Origin of the sequence: Pseudomonas sp. GZD-209, assembly GCF_049310485.1 — a bacterium.
Taxonomy (GTDB): Bacteria; Pseudomonadota; Gammaproteobacteria; order Pseudomonadales; family Pseudomonadaceae; genus Aquipseudomonas; species Aquipseudomonas sichuanensis.
Genome location: NZ_JBMOWQ010000236.1, coordinates 1 through 17,967, shown reverse-complemented (window position 1 = coordinate 17,967; position 17,967 = coordinate 1). Strand labels below are relative to the sequence as shown.

General features: G+C 65.6%; 20 protein-coding genes. 5 read left to right on the top strand and 15 right to left on the bottom strand.

Annotated elements, in window-relative coordinates:
• Positions 1-68 precede the first annotated feature (68 nt).
• From ACO6VM_RS23715 to ACO6VM_RS23680, 8 genes are read right to left on the bottom strand one after another with little or no spacing between them, the layout of a single operon-like run.
• A complete protein-coding gene (locus ACO6VM_RS23715) occupies positions 69-1,067 on the bottom strand; it encodes a septal ring lytic transglycosylase RlpA family protein (protein ID WP_422403883.1) in 999 nt (332 codons plus the stop codon).
• Entirely contained in the window at positions 1,067-2,077 is a 1,011-nt protein-coding gene (gene mltB / locus ACO6VM_RS23710) for a lytic murein transglycosylase B (protein ID WP_347150079.1), read from the bottom strand. The genes ACO6VM_RS23715 and mltB overlap by 1 nt, the downstream gene beginning before the upstream one ends.
• A 17-nt stretch (positions 2,078-2,094) precedes the next feature.
• Positions 2,095-3,198, bottom strand: a complete 1,104-nt coding sequence (gene rodA, locus ACO6VM_RS23705; RefSeq protein ID WP_390966857.1) for a rod shape-determining protein RodA — start codon at positions 3,196-3,198, stop codon at positions 2,095-2,097.
• 38 nt (positions 3,199-3,236) lie between these two features.
• Complete coding sequence (mrdA, locus tag ACO6VM_RS23700) at positions 3,237-5,135, bottom strand: penicillin-binding protein 2 (protein ID WP_110993392.1); 1,899 nt, start codon at positions 5,133-5,135, stop codon at positions 3,237-3,239.
• 16 nt (positions 5,136-5,151) lie between these two features.
• The gene (gene rlmH / locus ACO6VM_RS23695; protein ID WP_023631106.1) at positions 5,152-5,619 is read right to left on the bottom strand and encodes a 23S rRNA (pseudouridine(1915)-N(3))-methyltransferase RlmH; all 468 of its coding nucleotides are present in this window, start codon (positions 5,617-5,619) and stop codon (positions 5,152-5,154) included.
• A gap of 9 nt (positions 5,620-5,628) precedes the next feature.
• Positions 5,629-6,057: a ribosome silencing factor gene (gene rsfS, locus ACO6VM_RS23690; protein WP_110993391.1), complete on the bottom strand. Its 429-nt coding sequence runs from the start codon at positions 6,055-6,057 to the stop codon at positions 5,629-5,631.
• A 44-nt stretch (positions 6,058-6,101) separates the two neighbouring features.
• Positions 6,102-6,728 (bottom strand): nicotinate-nucleotide adenylyltransferase, encoded by a 627-nt coding sequence (gene nadD / locus ACO6VM_RS23685; protein WP_401058153.1) that lies wholly within the window; start codon positions 6,726-6,728, stop codon positions 6,102-6,104.
• A 34-nt stretch (positions 6,729-6,762) separates the two neighbouring features.
• Positions 6,763-8,034: a glutamate-5-semialdehyde dehydrogenase gene (locus ACO6VM_RS23680; protein WP_422403882.1), complete on the bottom strand. Its 1,272-nt coding sequence runs from the start codon at positions 8,032-8,034 to the stop codon at positions 6,763-6,765.
• Between the two features lie 312 nt (positions 8,035-8,346).
• On the opposite strand from ACO6VM_RS23680, the gene ACO6VM_RS23675 reads away from it, so the two are divergent.
• Entirely contained in the window at positions 8,347-9,039 is a 693-nt protein-coding gene (locus ACO6VM_RS23675) for a DNA-3-methyladenine glycosylase (RefSeq protein ID WP_401058040.1), read from the top strand.
• Positions 9,040-9,042: 3 nt separating this feature from the next.
• Positions 9,043-10,359 (top strand): bifunctional DedA family/phosphatase PAP2 family protein, encoded by a 1,317-nt coding sequence (locus ACO6VM_RS23670; RefSeq protein ID WP_401058039.1) that lies wholly within the window; start codon positions 9,043-9,045, stop codon positions 10,357-10,359.
• A 99-nt stretch (positions 10,360-10,458) separates the two neighbouring features.
• On the opposite strand, the gene ACO6VM_RS23665 is transcribed toward ACO6VM_RS23670, so the two are convergent.
• From ACO6VM_RS23665 to ACO6VM_RS23655, 3 genes are read right to left on the bottom strand one after another with little or no spacing between them, the layout of a single operon-like run.
• The gene (locus ACO6VM_RS23665) at positions 10,459-11,049 is read right to left on the bottom strand and encodes an LON peptidase substrate-binding domain-containing protein (protein WP_125462465.1); all 591 of its coding nucleotides are present in this window, start codon (positions 11,047-11,049) and stop codon (positions 10,459-10,461) included.
• Positions 11,050-11,058: 9 nt separating this feature from the next.
• Positions 11,059-11,775: an LrgB family protein gene (locus tag ACO6VM_RS23660; RefSeq protein ID WP_401058037.1), complete on the bottom strand. Its 717-nt coding sequence runs from the start codon at positions 11,773-11,775 to the stop codon at positions 11,059-11,061.
• Positions 11,772-12,134, bottom strand: coding sequence for a CidA/LrgA family protein (locus ACO6VM_RS23655; protein ID WP_125857298.1), 363 nt, complete (start codon positions 12,132-12,134; stop codon positions 11,772-11,774). Before ACO6VM_RS23655 ends, ACO6VM_RS23660 begins: the two co-directional genes overlap by 4 nt.
• Positions 12,135-12,282: 148 nt before the next feature.
• Between ACO6VM_RS23655 and ACO6VM_RS23650 the strand changes: the two genes are divergently transcribed.
• From ACO6VM_RS23650 to ACO6VM_RS23640, 3 genes are all read left to right on the top strand, one after another.
• Positions 12,283-12,738 (top strand): MaoC family dehydratase, encoded by a 456-nt coding sequence (locus ACO6VM_RS23650; protein WP_401058035.1) that lies wholly within the window; start codon positions 12,283-12,285, stop codon positions 12,736-12,738.
• Between the two features lie 113 nt (positions 12,739-12,851).
• A complete protein-coding gene (locus tag ACO6VM_RS23645) occupies positions 12,852-14,585 on the top strand; it encodes a C13 family peptidase (RefSeq protein WP_390966666.1) in 1,734 nt (577 codons plus the stop codon).
• Positions 14,586-14,611: 26 nt separating this feature from the next.
• Positions 14,612-15,256, top strand: a complete 645-nt coding sequence (locus tag ACO6VM_RS23640; protein WP_401058033.1) for an oxidoreductase — start codon at positions 14,612-14,614, stop codon at positions 15,254-15,256.
• Positions 15,257-15,389: 133 nt separating this feature from the next.
• Here the strand turns inward: ACO6VM_RS23640 and ACO6VM_RS23635 are convergent, their stop codons facing one another.
• The 4 genes from ACO6VM_RS23635 to ACO6VM_RS23620 all read right to left on the bottom strand — a co-directional run.
• The gene (locus ACO6VM_RS23635; RefSeq protein ID WP_422403881.1) at positions 15,390-15,677 is read right to left on the bottom strand and encodes a YceK/YidQ family lipoprotein; all 288 of its coding nucleotides are present in this window, start codon (positions 15,675-15,677) and stop codon (positions 15,390-15,392) included.
• Positions 15,674-16,303 (bottom strand): flavin prenyltransferase UbiX, encoded by a 630-nt coding sequence (ubiX, locus tag ACO6VM_RS23630; RefSeq protein ID WP_125462459.1) that lies wholly within the window; start codon positions 16,301-16,303, stop codon positions 15,674-15,676. Before ubiX ends, ACO6VM_RS23635 begins: the two co-directional genes overlap by 4 nt.
• Entirely contained in the window at positions 16,300-17,649 is a 1,350-nt protein-coding gene (mpl, locus tag ACO6VM_RS23625) for a UDP-N-acetylmuramate:L-alanyl-gamma-D-glutamyl-meso-diaminopimelate ligase (protein WP_323830316.1), read from the bottom strand. The genes ubiX and mpl overlap by 4 nt, the downstream gene beginning before the upstream one ends.
• A 66-nt stretch (positions 17,650-17,715) precedes the next feature.
• The coding region (locus ACO6VM_RS23620; protein WP_422403880.1) for a helix-turn-helix domain-containing protein at positions 17,716-17,967 on the bottom strand (252 nt) is incomplete at its 5' end.

Genomic DNA, 17,967 nt, shown 5'->3' with positions numbered 1-17,967 from the left:
GCTCCCACGCTGCTTGGAGCACCTGGCGTGGGAGCGGGCTTGCCCCGCGATGAAGTTGATGCGACCGGTCAGTCAGTCACTACTTTGGCCTGGCCGAGATTGGCCAGGCGAATGCTGTCCTGGGTCTGCTGGATCTCGCCCTGGCTGTTGATCGGCCCCAGGCGGACACGGTGCAGGGTCTGCTGGTTACGCACGATGGAGCTGATGAACACCGGCGCACTGACCATGGTGCTCAGCTTGGAGCGCAGCAACTCGGCGGCGTCCGGGTTGGCGAAGGCGCCCACCTGCAGGATGCTGCCGCCGTTGCTGTTCGGCACGTTGTTGCCGCTCACCTGCACCGGCACCACGGGCGCTGCATGCTGCTGCGGCGGCGGGGTCCACTGTTCGACACGCCCAGTGCTGGCGGCGATCGGCTGGGCCTGGGCGACCTGCGGTTCCTTGAGCATCAGCGGCGGCTGCTGGCCACGCTGGGCCCACCATTGCTGCGGGTCGATGCCTTCGACGCGCACATGGGCGGTGCCGCTCTCGGCATAGCCGAGCTTCTTCGCGGCGGCGTAGGACAGGTCGATGATGCGGTCGGAATAGAACGGCCCGCGGTCGTTGACCCGCAGGATCACGCTGCGGCCGTTGGCCAGGTTGGTTACCCGCACGTAGGCCGGCAGCGGCAGGGTCTTGTGCGCCGCGCTCATGCCGTAGAGGTCGTACAGTTCGCCGTTGGCGGTGTTCTGCCCGTGGAACTTGGTGCCGTACCACGAGGCAGTGCCCTCGGCGCGGTAGTTGCGCGAGTCCTGCATCGGGTAATAGGTCTTGCCCAGTACCGTGTACGGGTTGGCCTTGTAGTTGCCGGTGTGCACGGTCGGGGTGGCGTCGGGGATCTTGTTGACGTCCACGTCCCACCACGGCGCGCCATCCTTGTGAGCGCGGTTGATGTCCAGGCCCGGCTGCGAACGCACCGCGTTGCCGCTGCCCTGGGAGGTCGGGCGGCTGGTAGAGCAACTGACCAGGAGCATGCCGACGGTGACGCAGGTCAGCAGCTTGAAGGTGTTGGCAGAGATGATTGCGCGCATTACTTGACGCCCCGTGCTTGAACCAGCTGTTCGGCAAGCTGATGCACCGCCATGGCATACATCACGCTGCGGTTATAGCGAGTGATCGCGTAGAAGTTCTTCTGGCCCATCCAGTACTCGGGGCCGTACTCGCCCTCCAGGCGGAAGGCGGTGACCGGCAGATCATCGCGCAGCGCATCATGACTCGACCAGCCCAGCGCTCGCAACTGCCCCACGGTCTTGACCGGCTCGATGCCGGTGGTCAGGCCTTCGTCGGCGCTGGCGCCCGCAACCTGCGCGCGGCTCACCACAGCCCCACCGGCTACCCAGCCGTGACGCTTGAAGTAGCTGGCGACGCTGCCGATGGCATCGTCAGGGTTGTTCCAGATATTGATATGGCCGTCGCCGTCGAAATCCACCGCGTAGTTGCGAAAGCTGCTCGGCATGAATTGCGGCAGGCCCATGGCGCCGGCGTAGGAGCCCTTGAGCGTCAGCGGGTCGAGCTGCTCGTCACGGGCCAGCAGCAGGAACTCGCGCAGCTCCTTGCGGAAGAATTCGGCACGCGGCGGGTAGTCGAAACCGAGGGTGGACAGTGCGTCGATCACCCGGTAGTTACCGGTGTTGCGGCCGAAGAAGGTCTCCACGCCGATGATCGAGACGATGTACTGAGCCGGCACGCCGTATTCCTGCTCGGCGCGGGCCAGCACCGCCTCGTGTTGGCGCCAGAAGTCCACCCCGCGGGCGATGCGCGCGTCGGTGATGAACATCGGACGGTACTCTTTCCACGGTTTGACCCGCTCGGCCGGCCGCGAGATCGCGTCGAGGATCGCCTGCTTGCGCTGCACCTCGCTGAACACACCCAGCAACTGCTCACTGGCAAAGCCGTAGTCACGGGTCATCTCGCCAACGAACTCGGCCACCTGGGGCGAGCCGTCGTAATCGCCGGCAAGGGCTTGCTGGACAGCGCCGCACAGGCCCACCACACCGATCCACGGCACACAACGGGCAACCCAGCCACGCACTGCTTGCATTGAATTCTTCACCTTTTTCAAACTTGAGCAATCCATTTGCGGTGCGTATGGATCGACATCAGAACGCCAAACGCTGACAGCAGCGTCACCAACGAAGTTCCGCCATAGCTGATGAAGGGCAGCGGCACACCCACCACGGGCAGAAGGCCGCTGACCATACCGATATTGACGAACACATAAACAAAGAAGGTCATGGTCAGGCTGCCCGCGAGCAGCTTGCCGAACAGGGTCTGCGCCTGAGCCGTGATCATCAGCCCACGGCCGATCAGCAGCATGTAGATCAGCAGCAGCAGGCAGATGCCGACCAGGCCGAATTCCTCGCCCAACACGGCGATGATGAAGTCGGTGTGACTTTCCGGCAAAAAGTCCAGGTGCGACTGGGTGCCCAGCAGCCAGCCCTTGCCGAACACCCCGCCCGAGCCGATCGCCGCCTTGGACTGGATGATGTTCCAGCCGGTGCCCAGCGGGTCGCTTTCCGGGTCGAGGAAGGTCAGCACGCGCTGCTTCTGGTAGTCGTGCATGACGAAGAACCACATGGCCACCGCCACCGGCACCGCCGCGGCGATCACACTGACGATCCAGCGCCAGCGCAGGCCGCCCATGAACAGCACGAAGGCGCCGGAGGCGAGGATCAGCAGCGCCGTGCCCAGGTCGGGCTGGCGCACGATGAGGATGAACGGCACGCCGATCAACACCAGGCTGATCGCCACGTGCTTGAGGTGCGGCGGCAGGGTGCGCTTGGACAGGTACCAGGCGATGGTCGCCGGCATGATGATCTTCATGAACTCCGAGGGCTGGAAGCGGATCACCCCGGGGATGTTGATCCAGCGCGTGGCGCCCATGGCGTTGTGGCCCATCACATCCACCACCACCAACAGCATCACCCCGCTGAGGTAGGCCAGCGGCACCCAGCGCGCCATGAAGCGCGGCTCCAGCTGGGCAATGATGAACATCGACACCAGGCCGATGCCGAAGGAAGAGGCCTGCTTCATCAGCAGGTCCCAGTTCTTGCCACTGGCCGAATACAGCACGAACAGGCTGCCGGCGGCCAGCGTCAGCAGGATGAGCAGCAAGGGGCCGTCGACGTGGATGCGCTGCAGGAAGCTGGCGCGCCGGCGCATCACGTCTTCGCTGGAGAGCATGCGATCGAAGTTGTTCATCACGGGGCCGTTTCCTGGGCGACTGTGGCGGGGCCGAACTCAGGCTTGAGCCGGCCGTTCTCGTCGAGCAGCCAGGCGTCCATGACCTGGCGTACCACGGGGGCGGCGACACCGGAGCCGGACTCGCCGTTCTCGACCATCACCGAAACCACGATCTTCGGGTCTTCGGCGGGGGCGAAGGCAACGAACAGGGCGTGGTCGCGGTGGCGCTCCTGGAGCTTGTTGCGGTCGTACTTCTCGCCCTGCTTGATCGCCACCACCTGTGCGGTGCCGCTCTTGCCGGCGATACGGTATTGCGAGCCAAGGGCCGCCTTGCGCGCGGTACCACGGGCACCGTGCATCACCTGCTCCATGCCATGGGTGACCTTGGCCCAGTCGGACTTGTCGCGCAGGACGATGTTCTCCATCGGGTTCTCGTCCACCGGCGGCTGGCCTTCGATGGTTTTGGCCAGGTGCGGGCGGTTCCACACCCCCTTGTTGGCGATCAGCGCGGTGGCCTGGGCCAGTTGCAGCGGCGTGGTCTGCATGTAGCCCTGGCCGATACCGAGGATCAGCGTTTCGCCCGGGAACCAGGCCTGGCGGCGGGTGGCGCGCTTCCATTCGCGGGACGGCATCAGGCCGGGGGATTCCTCGAACATGTCCAGCGAGACCTTCTGCCCGATGCCGAACCGGTTCATGTAGTTGGACAAGCGGTCGATGCCCATCTTGTGCGCAAGATCGTAGAAGTACGTGTCATTCGAGCGCATGATCGCCACATCCAGGTCCACCCAGCCATCGCCGGTGCGGTTCCAGTTGCGGTACTTGTGGTCGTAGTTGGGCAGTTGGTAGTAGCCCGGGTCGAACACCCGGCTGGAGGCGGTCACCACGCCACTGTCCAGGCCGGCAATGGCCACCGCCGGCTTGATGGTCGAACCCGGCGGGTACAGGCCGCGCAGCACACGGTTGAACAGTGGCCGGTCGATCGAGTCGCGCAGCTCGGCATAGGCCTTGAAGCTGATGCCGGTGACGAACAGGTTGGGGTCGAAGCTCGGCTGGCTGACCATCGCCAGCACTTCGCCGGTGCGCGGGTCGAGCGCCACGATCGCGCCGCGCCGCCCGCCCAGCGCCTGCTCGGCCGCTTCCTGCAGCTTGATGTCGAGGCTCAGCACGATGTCCTTGCCCGGCTTGGGGTCGGTGCGCTTGAGCACCCGCAGCACCCGGCCACGGGCATTGGTCTCGACTTCCTCGTAGCCCACCTGGCCGTGCAGGTCATCTTCGTAGAACCGCTCGATGCCGGTCTTGCCGATGTGGTGGGTGCCGCTGTAGTTCACCGGGTCGAGGGTCTTCAGCTCTTTCTCGTTGATCCGCCCCACATAGCCCACCGAGTGGGCAAAGTGCGCGCCCTGCGGGTAGTGACGCACCAACTGCGCCGCCACTTCGACACCGGGCAGGCGGAACTGGTTGACCGCGATACGGGCGATCTGTTCTTCGTTGAGCTCGAACAGGATCGGCACCGGCTCGAATGGCCGACGCCCCTGCTTCATGCGCTTCTCGAACAGGGCACGGTCATCCGGGGTGAGCTCCAGCACCTCGACGATCACATCCAGCACTTCCTGCCACTTGCCAGGGTTGCCGGAGCGTTCGCGGGTCATCACCAGGCTGAAGCTGGGCCGGTTGTCGGCGACGATCACCCCGTTGCGGTCGAAGATCAGCCCGCGGGTCGGCGGGATCGGCTGCACATGCACCCGGTTGTTTTCCGACAGCGTCGAGTGGTAGTCGAACTGGATGACCTGAAGGAAGTAGAGCCGGGCGATCAATACGCAGACGAGCAGTACCACCGCCACGGCGCCCACGACGACGCGGTTGCGCACCAGGCGGGCGTCTTTCTCGTGGTCCTTGAGGCGGATCTGCTGCGGCATCGGCGGGCTTACAGGTTCATTTGTGGTACGGATGCCCGGACAGCACGGTCCAGGCGCGATAGATCTGCTCGCCGATCAGTATCCTTACCAACGGGTGCGGCAACGTCAGCGGCGACAGCGACCAACGCTGCTCGCTGCGTGCGCAGACCTCCGGCGCCAGCCCTTCCGGGCCGCCCACCATCAGGTTGACCGTACGCGCATCCAGGCGCCAACGGTCCAGCTCGCCCGCCAACTGCTCGGTACTCCACGGCTTGCCATGGACCTCCAGCGTGACGATGCGTTCCCCGGGCTGCACCTTGCTCAGCATCGCCTCGCCCTCCTGACGGATCAGGCGGGCGACATCGGCGTTCTTGCCGCGGGTATTCAGCGGGATTTCCACCAGCTCGAGCGCAAGCTCAGGGGGCAGGCGCTTGGCATATTCATGCCAGCCTTCCTCGACCCACTTGGGCATGCGCGAGCCGACCGCGATCAGACGCAGACGCACGACGCTTCCTTATTCCCGGTCTTTGAGCTTGTCGGAATACTCGTGCGCGTGCTCCGGGCTGTGGTGCTTGCCATCGTTGGCACGGCTCTGCTCGGCACCCAGCCACAGGCGTTCCAGGTCGTAGAACTGGCGCGCGGCGGCGGTCATCATGTGCACGATGACGTCGTTCAGGTCCAGCAGCACCCAGTCGCTGTCGCCCTTGCCTTCTTCGCCCAGTGGCTGAGCGCCCTTGGCCTTGACCGCTTCACGGACCTTTTCCAGCATCGCGTTGATCTGGCGATTGGAAGTACCGGTGGCGATGATCATGAAGTCGGTCAGGCTGTGCTTCTCGCGCACGTCGATAACCTGGATGTCCTGGGCCTTGACGTCTTCCAGCGCGGCCTTGGTCAGCGCGACCAGCTCTTCGCCACTGATGCCATTGATTTTCTGCTTGGTCATATAAAACTCGTTCAACTCATTGAATGAGGCGCCCGTGGGCGCCGTCAGTTGGACGCACGATACAGATCGTGCGCCTCGATGTAGGCCAGTACTGCGTCCGGCACCAGGAACCGCGCCGACTTGCCGCTGGCCAGCAGCTGTCGGATCTGCGTGGCGGACACCGCAAGCGGCGTCTGCCAGACGAACGAAATGTGCCCCGCCGGGCCGGACATGGCGGTGGGGTCGTTCTGTGAGCGCGCAGCCAGCAGGTTGCGCAGCTCGTCAGGGGGTTCGACATCAGCATCCGGGCGTTGCAGCACCAGGATGTGACAGTGTTGCAACAACTCTTCCCAGCGGTGCCAGCTGGGCAGGCCGCAGAACGCGTCCCAGCCCATGATCAGGAACAACTGGTCGTGCTCGTTCAGCTCGGCACGCACCGATTCGAGGGTGTCGATGGTGTACGACGGCTTGTCGCGCGCCAGCTCGCGGGCGTCCACGCTCAGGCAGCCGACACCCTCTACGGCGCTGCGCACCATGGCCAACCGGTCCTGCGCCGCCACTTGTGGCGTATCGCGGTGCGGTGGGCGGGCGTTGGGCAGCAGGCGCAGTTCGTCCAGGTGCATGAACTCGGCCACTTCCAGCGCACTGCGCAGGTGACCGATATGCACCGGGTCGAAGGTACCGCCGAGCATGCCGACGCGCCGAACTGCCACCGCCTTGCTCAACTCAGCAGGACTCCTGGCCGCGCAGCTGGCCGTCGCCGATCACCACGTACTTCTCGCAGGTCAGGCCTTCCAGGCCGACCGGGCCACGGGCATGCAGCTTGTCGGTGGAAATGCCGATCTCCGCGCCCAGGCCGTACTCGAAGCCATCGGCGAAGCAGGTCGGGGTGTTGAGCATGACCGACGCCGAGTCGACCTCGGCGATGAAGCGCCGGGCCTGGCCCTGGTGTTCGGTGATGATCGAATCGGTGTGGTGCGAGCCATAGTGGTTGATGTGCTCGATGGCCTGCTCCAGGCCGTCGACCACACGGATCGACAGGATCGCGTCGAGGTATTCGGTGTGCCAGTCGTCTTCAGTGGCCGGCTGGCAGTCGATGATCGCCTGGGTGCGCTGGCAACCGCGCAGCTCGACGCCCTTTTCCTGGAAGCGGCGGGCCATCTCCGGCAGGAAGCGCTCGGCCACGCGCTGATCGACCAGCAGCGTTTCCATGGCGCCGCAGATGCCGTAGCGGTAGGTCTTGGCGTTGAAGGCAACGCGCCAGGCCTTGTCCAGGTCGGCGTGTTCGTCGACGAAAACGTGGCAGATGCCGTCCAGGTGCTTGATCACCGGCACCCGCGCATCACGGCTGATGCGTTCGATCAGGCCACGGCCGCCGCGCGGCACGATCACATCGACGAACTCGGGCATGCTGATCAGCGCGCCCACCGCGGCGCGGTCGGTGGTCTCGACCACCTGCACCACCGCCGGCGGCAGGCCGGCTTCGGCCAGGCCACGCTGGATGCAGGTGGCAATGGCGCGGTTGGAATGGATGGCTTCGGAGCCGCCGCGCAGGATGGTGGCGTTGCCCGACTTGAGGCACAGGCTGGCGGCGTCGATGGTCACGTTGGGACGCGATTCGTAGATGATCCCGATCACCCCCAGCGGCACGCGCATCTTGCCGACCTGGATGCCCGACGGGCGGTAGCTCATGTCCCGCATGGCGCCGACCGGGTCCGGCAGGCTGGCCACCTGGCGCAGGCCGGTGATCATGCCGTCGATGCGCGCCGGGGTGAGTGCCAGGCGGTCGAGCAGTGCGGGCTCAAGGCCATTGGCACGGCCGTTGGCAAGGTCCTGTTCATTGGCTGCGGTGAGCGCGTCGCGGGCGGCGTCCAGCGCGTCGGCGGCGGCCTGCAGGGCGCGGTTCTTCTGCGCGGTGCTGGCACGGCCGATGACCCGCGAGGCCTCACGGGCGGCGTGACCCAGGCGGGTCATGTAGTCAAGAACGGACTCAGTCATGGGCTCGGTGTCTTGGCGAAAGGGGAAATCGGCTGATTATAACTGGCGCGCTTCGGTACGCCCAGCGGTGGGTGGCGGATGGTAGAAAATGGTGGGCATCGATGCGTAGGAAAGATGTAACCGCCCGTATCGGAATTTTCTCGCATCTATCGCGGGGCAAGCCCGCTCTCACGTGATTACTGGGTCCTGGGCGCCTACGTGGGAGCGGCGGTGCGCCGATGCGACTTGCCCCGCGATGGAACCAACCTGATTCAGCCTCGATTAAGCCATTCATTGCTATCATCCCCGGCTTTACCGCCACGAACCGCCCGCATGCCCGAACACGCCCCCTGCCCGGCCCGTGCCCTGCCTGACAGCTTTTTCGACCGCGACGCCCAGACCCTCGCCCGCGACCTGCTCGGCAAGGTGATCCGCCACCGTCACGGCAATCTCTGGCTGGCAGCGCGGATCATCGAGACCGAGGCCTACTACCTCACCGACAAGGGCAGCCACGCGTCCCTGGGTTTCACCGAAAAGCGCAAGGCGCTGTTCCTCGATGGCGGGCACATCTACATGTACTACGCCCGCGGTGGCGACTCACTGAACTTCAGCGCCCAAGGCCCGGGCAACGCGGTGCTGATCAAGTCCGCCTACCCTTGGGTCGATGCCCTGTCCGACGAAAACAGCCTGGCGCAGATGCAACTGAACAACCCCGACGCCAGCGGCAACCTGCGCCCGCCCGAACGCCTGTGCAACGGCCAGACCCTTCTGTGCCGGGCCATGGGCCTCAAGGTGCCGCACTGGGACGCCCAGCGCTTCGACCCCGAGCGGCTGTACGTCGAGGACTGCGGCATCCGCGTGCCCCGGGTGCTGCAGGCCGCCCGACTGGGCATCCCCCACGGCCGTGACGAGCACCTGCCCTATCGCTTCGTCGACGCCGAATACGCCCGCCACTGCACGCGCAACCCACTGCGCCGCGGCCAGGTCGAAGGCCAAGACTTCTTCATTCTCGAACAAGGAAACTGACCCATGGGCGAATGGCTCGACAGCCTGACCACCTGGCTTGGCGCCAACCCGCAGTGGCTGGGCCTGGCGATCTTCGTGGTGGCCTGCGTGGAATGCCTGGCGATCGCGGGCATCATCGTGCCCGGCACCGTACTGCTGTTCGCTGTCGCCGTGCTGGCCGGCAGCGGCGCCTTCAGCCTGGGCGAAACCCTGTTGCTGGGCTTCCTCGGCGGCCTGCTGGGTGACGCCATTTCCTATGCCGTGGGCAAGTATTTCCACCAGAACATCCGCCGCCTGCCACTGCTGCGCAGCCACCCGGAGTGGATCGGCAGCGCCGAGGCCTACTTCCAGCGCTACGGCATCGCCAGCCTGCTGGTGGGCCGCTTCATCGGCCCGCTGCGGCCGATGCTGCCGATGGTCGCGGGCATGTTCGACATGCCGCTGCCACGCTTCATCGCCGTCAGCCTGGTGGCCGGCGCCGGCTGGTCGGTGGCCTACCTGCTGCCTGGCTGGGCCACCGGCGCCGCCATGCGCCTGCCGCTGCCCGAGGGGTTCTGGCTGGATGCCGGGATCATCGTCGGCACCCTTGCGGTATTGATTGGCCTGAGCCTGAACAGCAGCATCCGCGACCAGCGCCACGGCACCCGCCTGGTCGCCGCGCTCAGCGGCGTGGCGGTGGCCGCCCTGTTCGTCGGCTGGCCGTACCTGAGCGAATTCGACCAAGGGGTGATGACCCTGGTGCAGGAACACCGCAGCCAGGCGCTCGACGGCGCGGTGGTGATGATCACCCGCCTGGGCGATTTCCGTACCCAGTTCTTCCTCGGCGGCCTGCTGACCGGGCTGTTGCTGTTGGCCCGGCAGTGGCGCCATGCACTGTTCGCAGGCTCGGTACTGATCGGCACGGCAATCGCCAATGGCACGCTGAAATGGCTGTTCGCCCGGGCCCGCCCGGAGGTGCTGAGTGACCCGCTGACCAGCTACAGCATGCCCAGCGGCCACAGTTCGGCGGCGTTCGCCTTCTTCCTGGTGCTGGCGGTACTGGCCGGGCGCGGGCAACCACCGCGCATGCGCCTGACCTGGGTGATGCTGGGCTGCCTGCCGGCCCTGGCGATCGCCCTGTCGCGGGTGTACCTGGGGGCGCACTGGCCGACCGACATCCTGGCCGGGGCGCTGTTGGCGTGTTGCGTGTGCGCGCTGGGCCTGACGCTGGTGCAGTATCGCCAGCCGCTCACGGCGTTGTCGCAACGGGTGTGGTGGCTGGTGCTGCCGGCGTGTGTCGCGCTGCTGGCGTTCTTTGTGCTGCATGCGTTGCCGAAGGCGTTGCTGCGTTACCAGTATTGAGGGCTGCTGCGCTGGCCCCTTCGCGGCTAAAGCCGCTCCCACAGGTTATACGCAGACCCTGTGGGAGCGGCTTCAGCCGCGAAGGGGCCGATGAAGAACTCAGGCGAACAGCTCACCCTGGATCCGCTCCAGCAGCGCCTGGATCGCCTCCAGCCGTTGCTGCGGCGAATCGATCGCCAGCAAATCGAGCTTGTCTTCTTCCATGAACGGCAACAGGTAGGCGAGCTGGTTGCCCAGCGACTGCCGCCCGTCCACGTCACGCGGCATGTCCAGCGCCTCGACCATCGGGTGCTCGCCCAGCGCCAACAGCAGCGCCAGCAGGTCATCGTCCTGCTCTACCAGCGGACTGTCGGCCAGTTCCGGCAGCCAGTTGACTTCGCCAACCAGCAACTGGTCCTTCTGCACCTCGGTCTGCTCGACACTGAAACGCCGCACACCTTCGACGCGAATCCCCAGCAGGCCGTTGTCCTGCTGCACGAAATCGCGGATCAGCGCCTCACAACCGATCGATGCCACCGCCGGCGGGGCCTTGCCCACCTGCTCGCCCTCGAGGATGCACACCACACCAAAGCCTGCACCTTGCTTCATGCAGCGGCCGATCATGTCCAGGTAGCGCGCCTCGAAGATCTGCAGGTCGAGCAGGCAACCGGGGAACAGCACGGTATTGAGGGGAAACAGCGGTAACGTCATCTCAAGTCCTCATGCCACCAGGCTGACCGCCAACGGCAGGAACACCGCCGTGGCCACCCCCATCAGGCTCATCGCCAGCGCGGCGAAGGCGCCGCATTCATCACTTTCCTGCAAGGCCACCGAGGTACCCACCGCGTGGGCGGTTACGCCAAGGGCCATGCCCCGGGCCTCGGGGCTGAGCACAGCGAAGCGGGTCAACAGCGCCGGGCCGAAGATCGCCCCGATCACCCCGGTGATCAGCACGAACACCGCCGCCAGCGCCGCCACGCCACCAATCTGTTCGGCCACCAGCATGGCGATCGGCGAGGTGACCGACTTGGGCGCCATGGTCATCAGGATCATGTGCTCGGCGCCGAACCACCAGCCCAGCGCCAGGCAGGCCAGCGTGGCGAACAAACCTCCGATTACCAGCGTAGTAAATGTCGGCCAGAACAGCTGACGGATGCGACGCAGGTTCAGGTAGAGCGGCACTGCCAGGGCCACGGTAGCCGGCCCCAGCAGCGTACCCATGATCTCGGTGCTCTTGCGGTACTCGGCGTAATCGATGCCGCACACCAGCAGCACGCCGATCACCACCAGCATCGACACCAGCACCGGCTGCAGGAAGATCCAGCGGGTTTTCTCATAGGCCGCCAGCACCAGCTGGTAGGCCGCCAGGGTGATACCGATGCCGAACAACGGATGATGGATCACCGCGTCGAGCGCGCCGTGCCAGTCGAGGGTCATGGCAGTTCCTCGCGCTTGCCCTGGCGGTGGATCAGCTTCTGCATCAGCACGCCAACGAACACCAGGGTCACCAGGCAGGAGATCAGCAAGGCGCCGGCGATGGCCCAGAAGTCGGCGGCAATGTCCCTGGCGTAGACCATCACCCCCACGGCCGGCGGCACCAGCAGCAACGGCAGGTAGCGCAGCAGGCTGCTGGCGGCTTCGTTGAGCGGCTTGCCCACTTCACCACGCGCCATCAGGAAGGCCAACAGCAGCAACAGGCCGATGATCGGCCCGGGCAGGATAGGCAGGAACAGATGATTGATCGCTGTCCCCAGCAGCTGGAACAGCACCAGCCAGGTCAACCCACGCAACAGCATAAAGACCTCCCGAAAGCAGGCGGCCATTATAAGCACGCCAAGCACGCGGCTATAAGGCGATATTCGGCGAAAAAGGCATAACTTGACTGCAACGGCTGGCCGTGCTGATCTTGCACCTTCGTACCAAATGACAACCTGGAGAGTCGCGATGCCCCATGTACCGGTTACAGAGCTTTCGCAGTACGTTGGTAAGGAACTGGGACGTTCCGCCTGGCTGAAGATCGATCAGCAACGCATCAACCTGTTCGCCGAGGCCACCGGCGATTTCCAGTTCATCCATGTCGACCCGGTCAAAGCGGCGAAGACCCCGTTCGGCACCACCATCGCCCATGGTTTCCTCACGCTGTCGCTGATCCCCAAGCTGATGGAGGACCTGCTGGTGCTGCCCGAAGGCTTGAAGATGGTGGTCAACTACGGCCTGGACAGCGTGCGCTTCATCCAGCCGGTCAAAGTCGACAGCAATGTGCGGTTGAAGGTGGACCTGACCGAAGCCATCGAGAAGAAGCCCGGTCAGTGGCTGCTCAAGGCCACCGTCACCCTCGAGATCGAAGGTCAAGAGAAACCGGCCTACATCGCCGAGCCGCTGTCGCTCTGCTTCGTCTGAAGGGCTGACTGAACACCTGTGGGAGTGGGCTTACCCACTCCCACAAACGCCCCAATTCACCCTTTCACGCATTGTGCGGCATACTCCATGCATCGTTCGGCCCGGACTCCGCCATGCGCTCCCTGCTACCCCTGACCCTGATCCTGCTGCTCGCCGCCTGCGGCGATGGCGAACCCTTGTCGCCACCTGACGCCCGCCTGCCCGACGGCGGCCGCTACCGGGGCCAGGTGGTCAACGGCCTGTTGCAGGGCGAGGGGCGCATCGACTACCCCAATGGCAGCTGGTACGCCGGCACCTTCAAGGATGGCCAATGGCATGGCCAGGGCGAATGGCACGGCAGCAACGGCGAGGTCTACCGTGGCCAGTTCGCCGCCGGGCTGTTCGAGGGCCTGGGCGACCTCACCACCCCGGGCAGCCACTACGCCGGCACCTTCAAGCACGGCCGCCGCGACGGCGAAGGCACCCTCAAGCAACATGACCAGACCTACCGCGGCCAGTTCAAGGACGACCAGTACGACGGCGCCGGCCAGCTCGACCTGGCCGACGGCAGCCGTTACCAGGGCCTGTTCGCCAAAGGCAAGCCCAATGGCGCCGGGGTACGCAGCGATGCCAGCGGCAACCAGTTCAGCGGCCATTTCATCGACGGCCAGCTGCAGGGCGCCGGCACCTACGACAGCGCCGACGGCGAGCAGTACATCGGTGAGTTCAAGGACAACCACCTCGAAGGCCGAGGGCGCTACGAGAATGTCGACGGCGATGTGTGGATCGGCGACTTCAAGGATGGCTCACTGGTGGGCCAGGGCGAACTGCTGGGCAGCGACGGCAGCCGCTACAAAGGGGCTTTTCGTGACTGGCGCTTCAATGGCAACGGCAGCCTGCAACTGGCCGATGGCAGCGAGTACATTGGCGGCTTCGCCGACGACGCCTACCAGGGCCATGGCCGCCTGACCCACCCCGACGGCCGGGTCGAGGCTGGCTACTGGACCAACGGCGTGCGTGTGCGTGACGAGAACAGCAAGCTGCTGCCCGACCCACTCGACCTGGCCCTCCTCAACCAGGGCAAGCTGCTGGACGATGCCCTGAGCAAGGTGCCGCGCTCGCTCCCACCCGTGCAGCTGTACAGCCTGGTGGTGGCCGGCGATGGTCAGCAAAGCGTGTTCATGCGCGAGGCCGACTACGTCAGCAACATGCTCAAGGTTCGCTTCGGCGCCCATGGCCAGGTGACCCTGGTCAACCACCGCGACCACCTCGCCGACCGCCCCATGGCCACCCGCGAGAACCTCACCCGCGCCGCCCGCGTGATCGCCGAGCGCAGCGGCCCGGAAGACCTGGTGTTCGTCTACCTGACCAGCCACGGCAGCCATGACCACCAATTGGTGCTCGACCAGCCGCGCCTGCAACTGGCCGACCTGACCGCCGATGAGCTGGCCAGCGCCCTCGCCCCCCTCAAGGACCGCGACAAGGTCATCGTTGTCTCCGCCTGTTACTCCGGTGGCTACATCGCCCCGCTCAAGGACGACCGGACCTTGATCATGACCGCCGCCCGCCCCGACCGGGTATCGTTCGGCTGCTCGGAAGAGGCCGACTTCACCTATTTCGGCGATGCCCTGTTCGCCCAGGCATTGAACCAGACCGATGACCTGAAACAGGCGTTTGAACTGGCGCGGCAAAGTGTTGCCGAACGGGAGAGAAGGGAAGGCTTCGAAGCCTCTGAGCCGCAGCTCTGGGCGCCGCCGGCAGTAGTCACGCACTGGCAGCGCCTGCGCCGGCAACAGGCCGAACAAGCCTTGCGCAATGGCACACAGCCAGTACCGGGCGAACAGGCAAAAATACCTGCCACCCACTAAGCTGTGTGTAACAAGGGAGAGACATCATGTACTTGACGCCTCAGCATGTCCTGCTTGCCGGTGCCACGGGTCTGACGGGTGAACACCTGCTCGACCGCCTGCTCAACGAGCCCACCATCAGCCGCGTGCTGGCGCCGACTCGCCGGCCGCTGGCCGAGCACCCGCACCTGGAAAACCCGGTGGGTGACCCGGCCGTGTTTCTCCCGCAACTGGCCGGCCGTGTCGATATCGCCTTCTGCTGCCTGGGCACCACACTCAAGCAGGCCGGCTCGGAAAACGCCTTCCGTGCGGTCGACCTGGACATGGTCGTGGCCTTCAGCAAGCGCGCCCGCGAGATGGGTGCGCGCCACCTGCTGGTAATCAGCGCGCTGGGGGCCGACGCAAAATCTTCGATCTTCTACAACCGAGTCAAAGGCGAGATGGAAGAGGCGCTCAAGCAACAGGACTGGCCGCAGCTGACCATCGTGCGGCCGTCATTGCTGTTGGGCGAGCGCATCGAGCCTCGACTGGGTGAGCGCATGGCCGCGCCCTTCTCCCGGCTGATCCCGGGCAAGTATCGTGGGATCGAGGCCTGTACGCTGGCCCGGGCGCTGTGGCGCCTGGCGCTGGAAGAAGAGGACGGGATTCGGGTGGTCGAGTCGGACGAACTGCGCAGGCTGGGCAAAAAGTGATCGCCCATTAATAAGCAATCGCGGGGCAAGCCCGCTCCCACGCCACCGATGTCTTGGGGGGCAGGCCCTTTCCTATCCCACTGGTGTAAATCTGGAGCTGCTGGCGTGGGAGCGGGCTTGCCCCGCAATGTTTCTAAAGCCCGCCTGTGGCGTTGAAGCCTACCCCCGCCGCCGTCAGCAACGACAACGGCAACAACAGGGTATCGAGCAACGCGCTCCCCGGCAGGTCCAGCCCCGGATAGGCCGGCGCCAGCGCACCGAAGTGATCTTGCGGGCAACAGCCGCCATTGATCACATACAGGTCCAGCCGCGTCCCGGCATACACCACCGGGGCGCCCGGCTTGTTCGCGTCCAGCGTGCGCACCGTGGCACAACCGCCAAGCTGAGCCAGCACCAGCAGCCCGAGCAGAACCCGCCTCAATCGTCGACCCCGTAGTGATGCTCACCCCAACGCGGCAGCATGTCCTGGGGAATGTTCAGCAGGTTGAGAATGCGCGCCACGACGAAATCCACCAGGTCGTCGATGGTCTGCGGCTGGTGGTAGAAGCCCGGCGCCGCCGGCAGGATCACCGCTCCCATCTGCGAAAGCTTTAGCATGTTCTCCAGGTGGATGGTGGAGAACGGTGCTTCACGCGGCACCAGGATCAACTGGCGTCGCTCCTTGAGCGTGACGTCGGCCGCGCGTTCGATCAGGTTGTTGCAGGCGCCGGTGGCAATCGCCGAAAGGGTACCGGTGGAACAGGGCACCACCACCATCGCCGCCGGCGCGCCGGAACCCGAAGCCACCGGCGACATCCAGTCTTCCTTGCCATACACACGGATCTGCCCATCGGCGGCGCCGGTGTACTCGGTGAGGAAGGCCTGCATCGCCTGGGGCTTGGCCGGCAGCAGCACATCGGTCTCGGTGGCCATCACCAGTTGCGCAGCCTTGGAGATGAGAAAGTGCACCTCGCGGTCCTCACGCACCAGGCAGTCGAGCAGGCGCAGGCCATACTGCGCCCCAGAGGCGCCGGTCATGGCCAGGGTGATGCGCTGCGGCCCGTTCACTTCAGGGCCTCGGCCAGCTTGCCATGCAGGCCGCCGAAACCGCCGTTGCTCATGATCACCACATGGGTGCCCGGGCGGGCCTGGCCCTTGATGCGTTCGATGATCGCTTCGAGGCTGTCGGCAACCACACTGGGCACCTTGCACTGGGCGGCCGTGGCGGCGAGGTCCCAACCCAGGTTGGCCGGGGCATACCAGATCACCTGGTCGGCATCGTTGACGCTTTCCGGCAAGCCATCGCGGTGCGCGCCGAGCTTCATGGAGTTGGAGCGCGGCTCGATCACCGCGATCACCGGCGCCTCGCCGACACGCTTGCGCAGGCCGTCGAGGGTGGTGGCGATGGCGGTCGGGTGGTGGGCGAAGTCGTCGTAGATGGTCACGCCCTGCACTTCGGCGACCTTCTCCATGCGCCGCTTCACGCTCTTGAACGCACTGAGGCCGTCGATGGCCATGGCCGGCACCACACCGACATGACGGGCGGCGGCCAGGGTGGCCAGGGCGTTGGCGACGTTGTGCTGGCCGGTCATTTCCCAGTCCACCACACCTTGCACCTCACCGCCGAACAGCACTTCGAAGCGCGAGCCGTCGGCGCTGAGCAGGCGTGCCTGCCATTGGCCACCCTCGCCGGTGGTCTGCACCGGGGTCCAGCAGCCCATGCCGATCACCCGCTCCAGGGCCTGCTCGGTGGTCGGGTGGATCACCAGGCCTTCGCTCGGGATGGTGCGCACCAGGTGATGGAACTGCCGCTCGATGGATGCAAGGTCCGGGAAGATGTCCGCGTGATCGAACTCAAGGTTGTTGAGGATCGCAGTGCGCGGGTGGTAGTGGACGAACTTCGAGCGTTTGTCGAAGAACGCGCTGTCGTATTCATCGGCCTCGACCACGAAGAACGGCGTATCGCCCAGGCGGGCGGAGACCGAGAAGTTCTGCGGCACGCCACCGATCAGGAAGCCCGGGCTCATGCCGGCGTGTTCGAGCACCCAGGCCAGCATGCTGCTGGTGGTGGTCTTGCCGTGGGTACCGGCCACTGCCAGCACCCAACGGCCCTGCAGCACATGGTCGGCCAGCCACTGCGGGCCGGACACATAAGGCAGGCCCTTGTTCAGCACGTACTCCACCGCCGGGTTGCCCCGCGACATGGCGTTGCCGATCACCACCAGGTCCGGGGCCGGCTCCAGTTGTGCAGGGTCATAGCCCTGGGTGAGCTCGATGCCCTGGGCTTCGAGCTGGGTGCTCATGGGCGGATAGACGTTGGCGTCCGAGCCGGTGACGCGATGGCCAAGTGCCTTGGCCAGCACCGCCAGCGAGCCCATGAAAGTGCCGCAAATACCGAGAATATGAATGTGCATGGTCGACCTCGCAAAACGTCGACGCAGGGTAGCCCAGGGCGCGGGAAATCGCACCCGCTGTTTCGCTCAGCCGGCCCTGGCGATGCCGTGTTTGCGCAGTTTCCGATACAGGGTGTTGCGGCTGATGCCCAAGTGCTCGGCGACATGGGTCATGTGCCAGCGGTTTGCTTCCAGTACTGCCAGCAATGCATCACGTTCGGCATTCTCAAGGCGAGCATGACCATTGTGGGAGGGGGGGGGGGGGGGGGGGGGGGGGGGGGGGGGGGGGGGGGGGGGGGGGGGGGGGGGGGGGGGGGGGGGGGAGGGGAGGGGGGGGGG

What these genes read in the sequence shown, in the direction of transcription:
- mrdA (WP_110993392.1), bottom strand. Translation starts at nt 5,135, where the DNA reads ATGCCGCAGCAGATCCGCCTCAAGGACCACGAGAAAGACGCCCGCCTG.
- mltB (WP_347150079.1), bottom strand. Translation starts at nt 2,077, where the DNA reads ATGCAAGCAGTGCGTGGCTGGGTTGCCCGTTGTGTGCCGTGGATCGGT.
- rsfS (WP_110993391.1), bottom strand. Translation starts at nt 6,057, where the DNA reads ATGACCAAGCAGAAAATCAATGGCATCAGTGGCGAAGAGCTGGTCGCG.
- rodA (WP_390966857.1), bottom strand. Translation starts at nt 3,198, where the DNA reads ATGCGCCGGCGCGCCAGCTTCCTGCAGCGCATCCACGTCGACGGCCCC.
- ACO6VM_RS23650 (WP_401058035.1), top strand. Translation starts at nt 12,283, where the DNA reads ATGCCCCATGTACCGGTTACAGAGCTTTCGCAGTACGTTGGTAAGGAA.
- ACO6VM_RS23675 (WP_401058040.1), top strand. Translation starts at nt 8,347, where the DNA reads ATGCCCGAACACGCCCCCTGCCCGGCCCGTGCCCTGCCTGACAGCTTT.
- ACO6VM_RS23660 (WP_401058037.1), bottom strand. Translation starts at nt 11,775, where the DNA reads ATGACCCTCGACTGGCACGGCGCGCTCGACGCGGTGATCCATCATCCG.
- ACO6VM_RS23680 (WP_422403882.1), bottom strand. Translation starts at nt 8,034, where the DNA reads ATGACTGAGTCCGTTCTTGACTACATGACCCGCCTGGGTCACGCCGCC.
- ACO6VM_RS23640 (WP_401058033.1), top strand. Translation starts at nt 14,612, where the DNA reads ATGTACTTGACGCCTCAGCATGTCCTGCTTGCCGGTGCCACGGGTCTG.
- ACO6VM_RS23670 (WP_401058039.1), top strand. Translation starts at nt 9,043, where the DNA reads ATGGGCGAATGGCTCGACAGCCTGACCACCTGGCTTGGCGCCAACCCG.
- ACO6VM_RS23715 (WP_422403883.1), bottom strand. Translation starts at nt 1,067, where the DNA reads ATGCGCGCAATCATCTCTGCCAACACCTTCAAGCTGCTGACCTGCGTC.
- ACO6VM_RS23645 (WP_390966666.1), top strand. Translation starts at nt 12,852, where the DNA reads ATGCGCTCCCTGCTACCCCTGACCCTGATCCTGCTGCTCGCCGCCTGC.
- nadD (WP_401058153.1), bottom strand. Translation starts at nt 6,728, where the DNA reads ATGCTCGGCGGTACCTTCGACCCGGTGCATATCGGTCACCTGCGCAGT.
- ACO6VM_RS23665 (WP_125462465.1), bottom strand. Translation starts at nt 11,049, where the DNA reads ATGACGTTACCGCTGTTTCCCCTCAATACCGTGCTGTTCCCCGGTTGC.
- mpl (WP_323830316.1), bottom strand. Translation starts at nt 17,649, where the DNA reads ATGCACATTCATATTCTCGGTATTTGCGGCACTTTCATGGGCTCGCTG.
- ACO6VM_RS23655 (WP_125857298.1), bottom strand. Translation starts at nt 12,134, where the DNA reads ATGCTGTTGCGTGGGTTGACCTGGCTGGTGCTGTTCCAGCTGCTGGGG.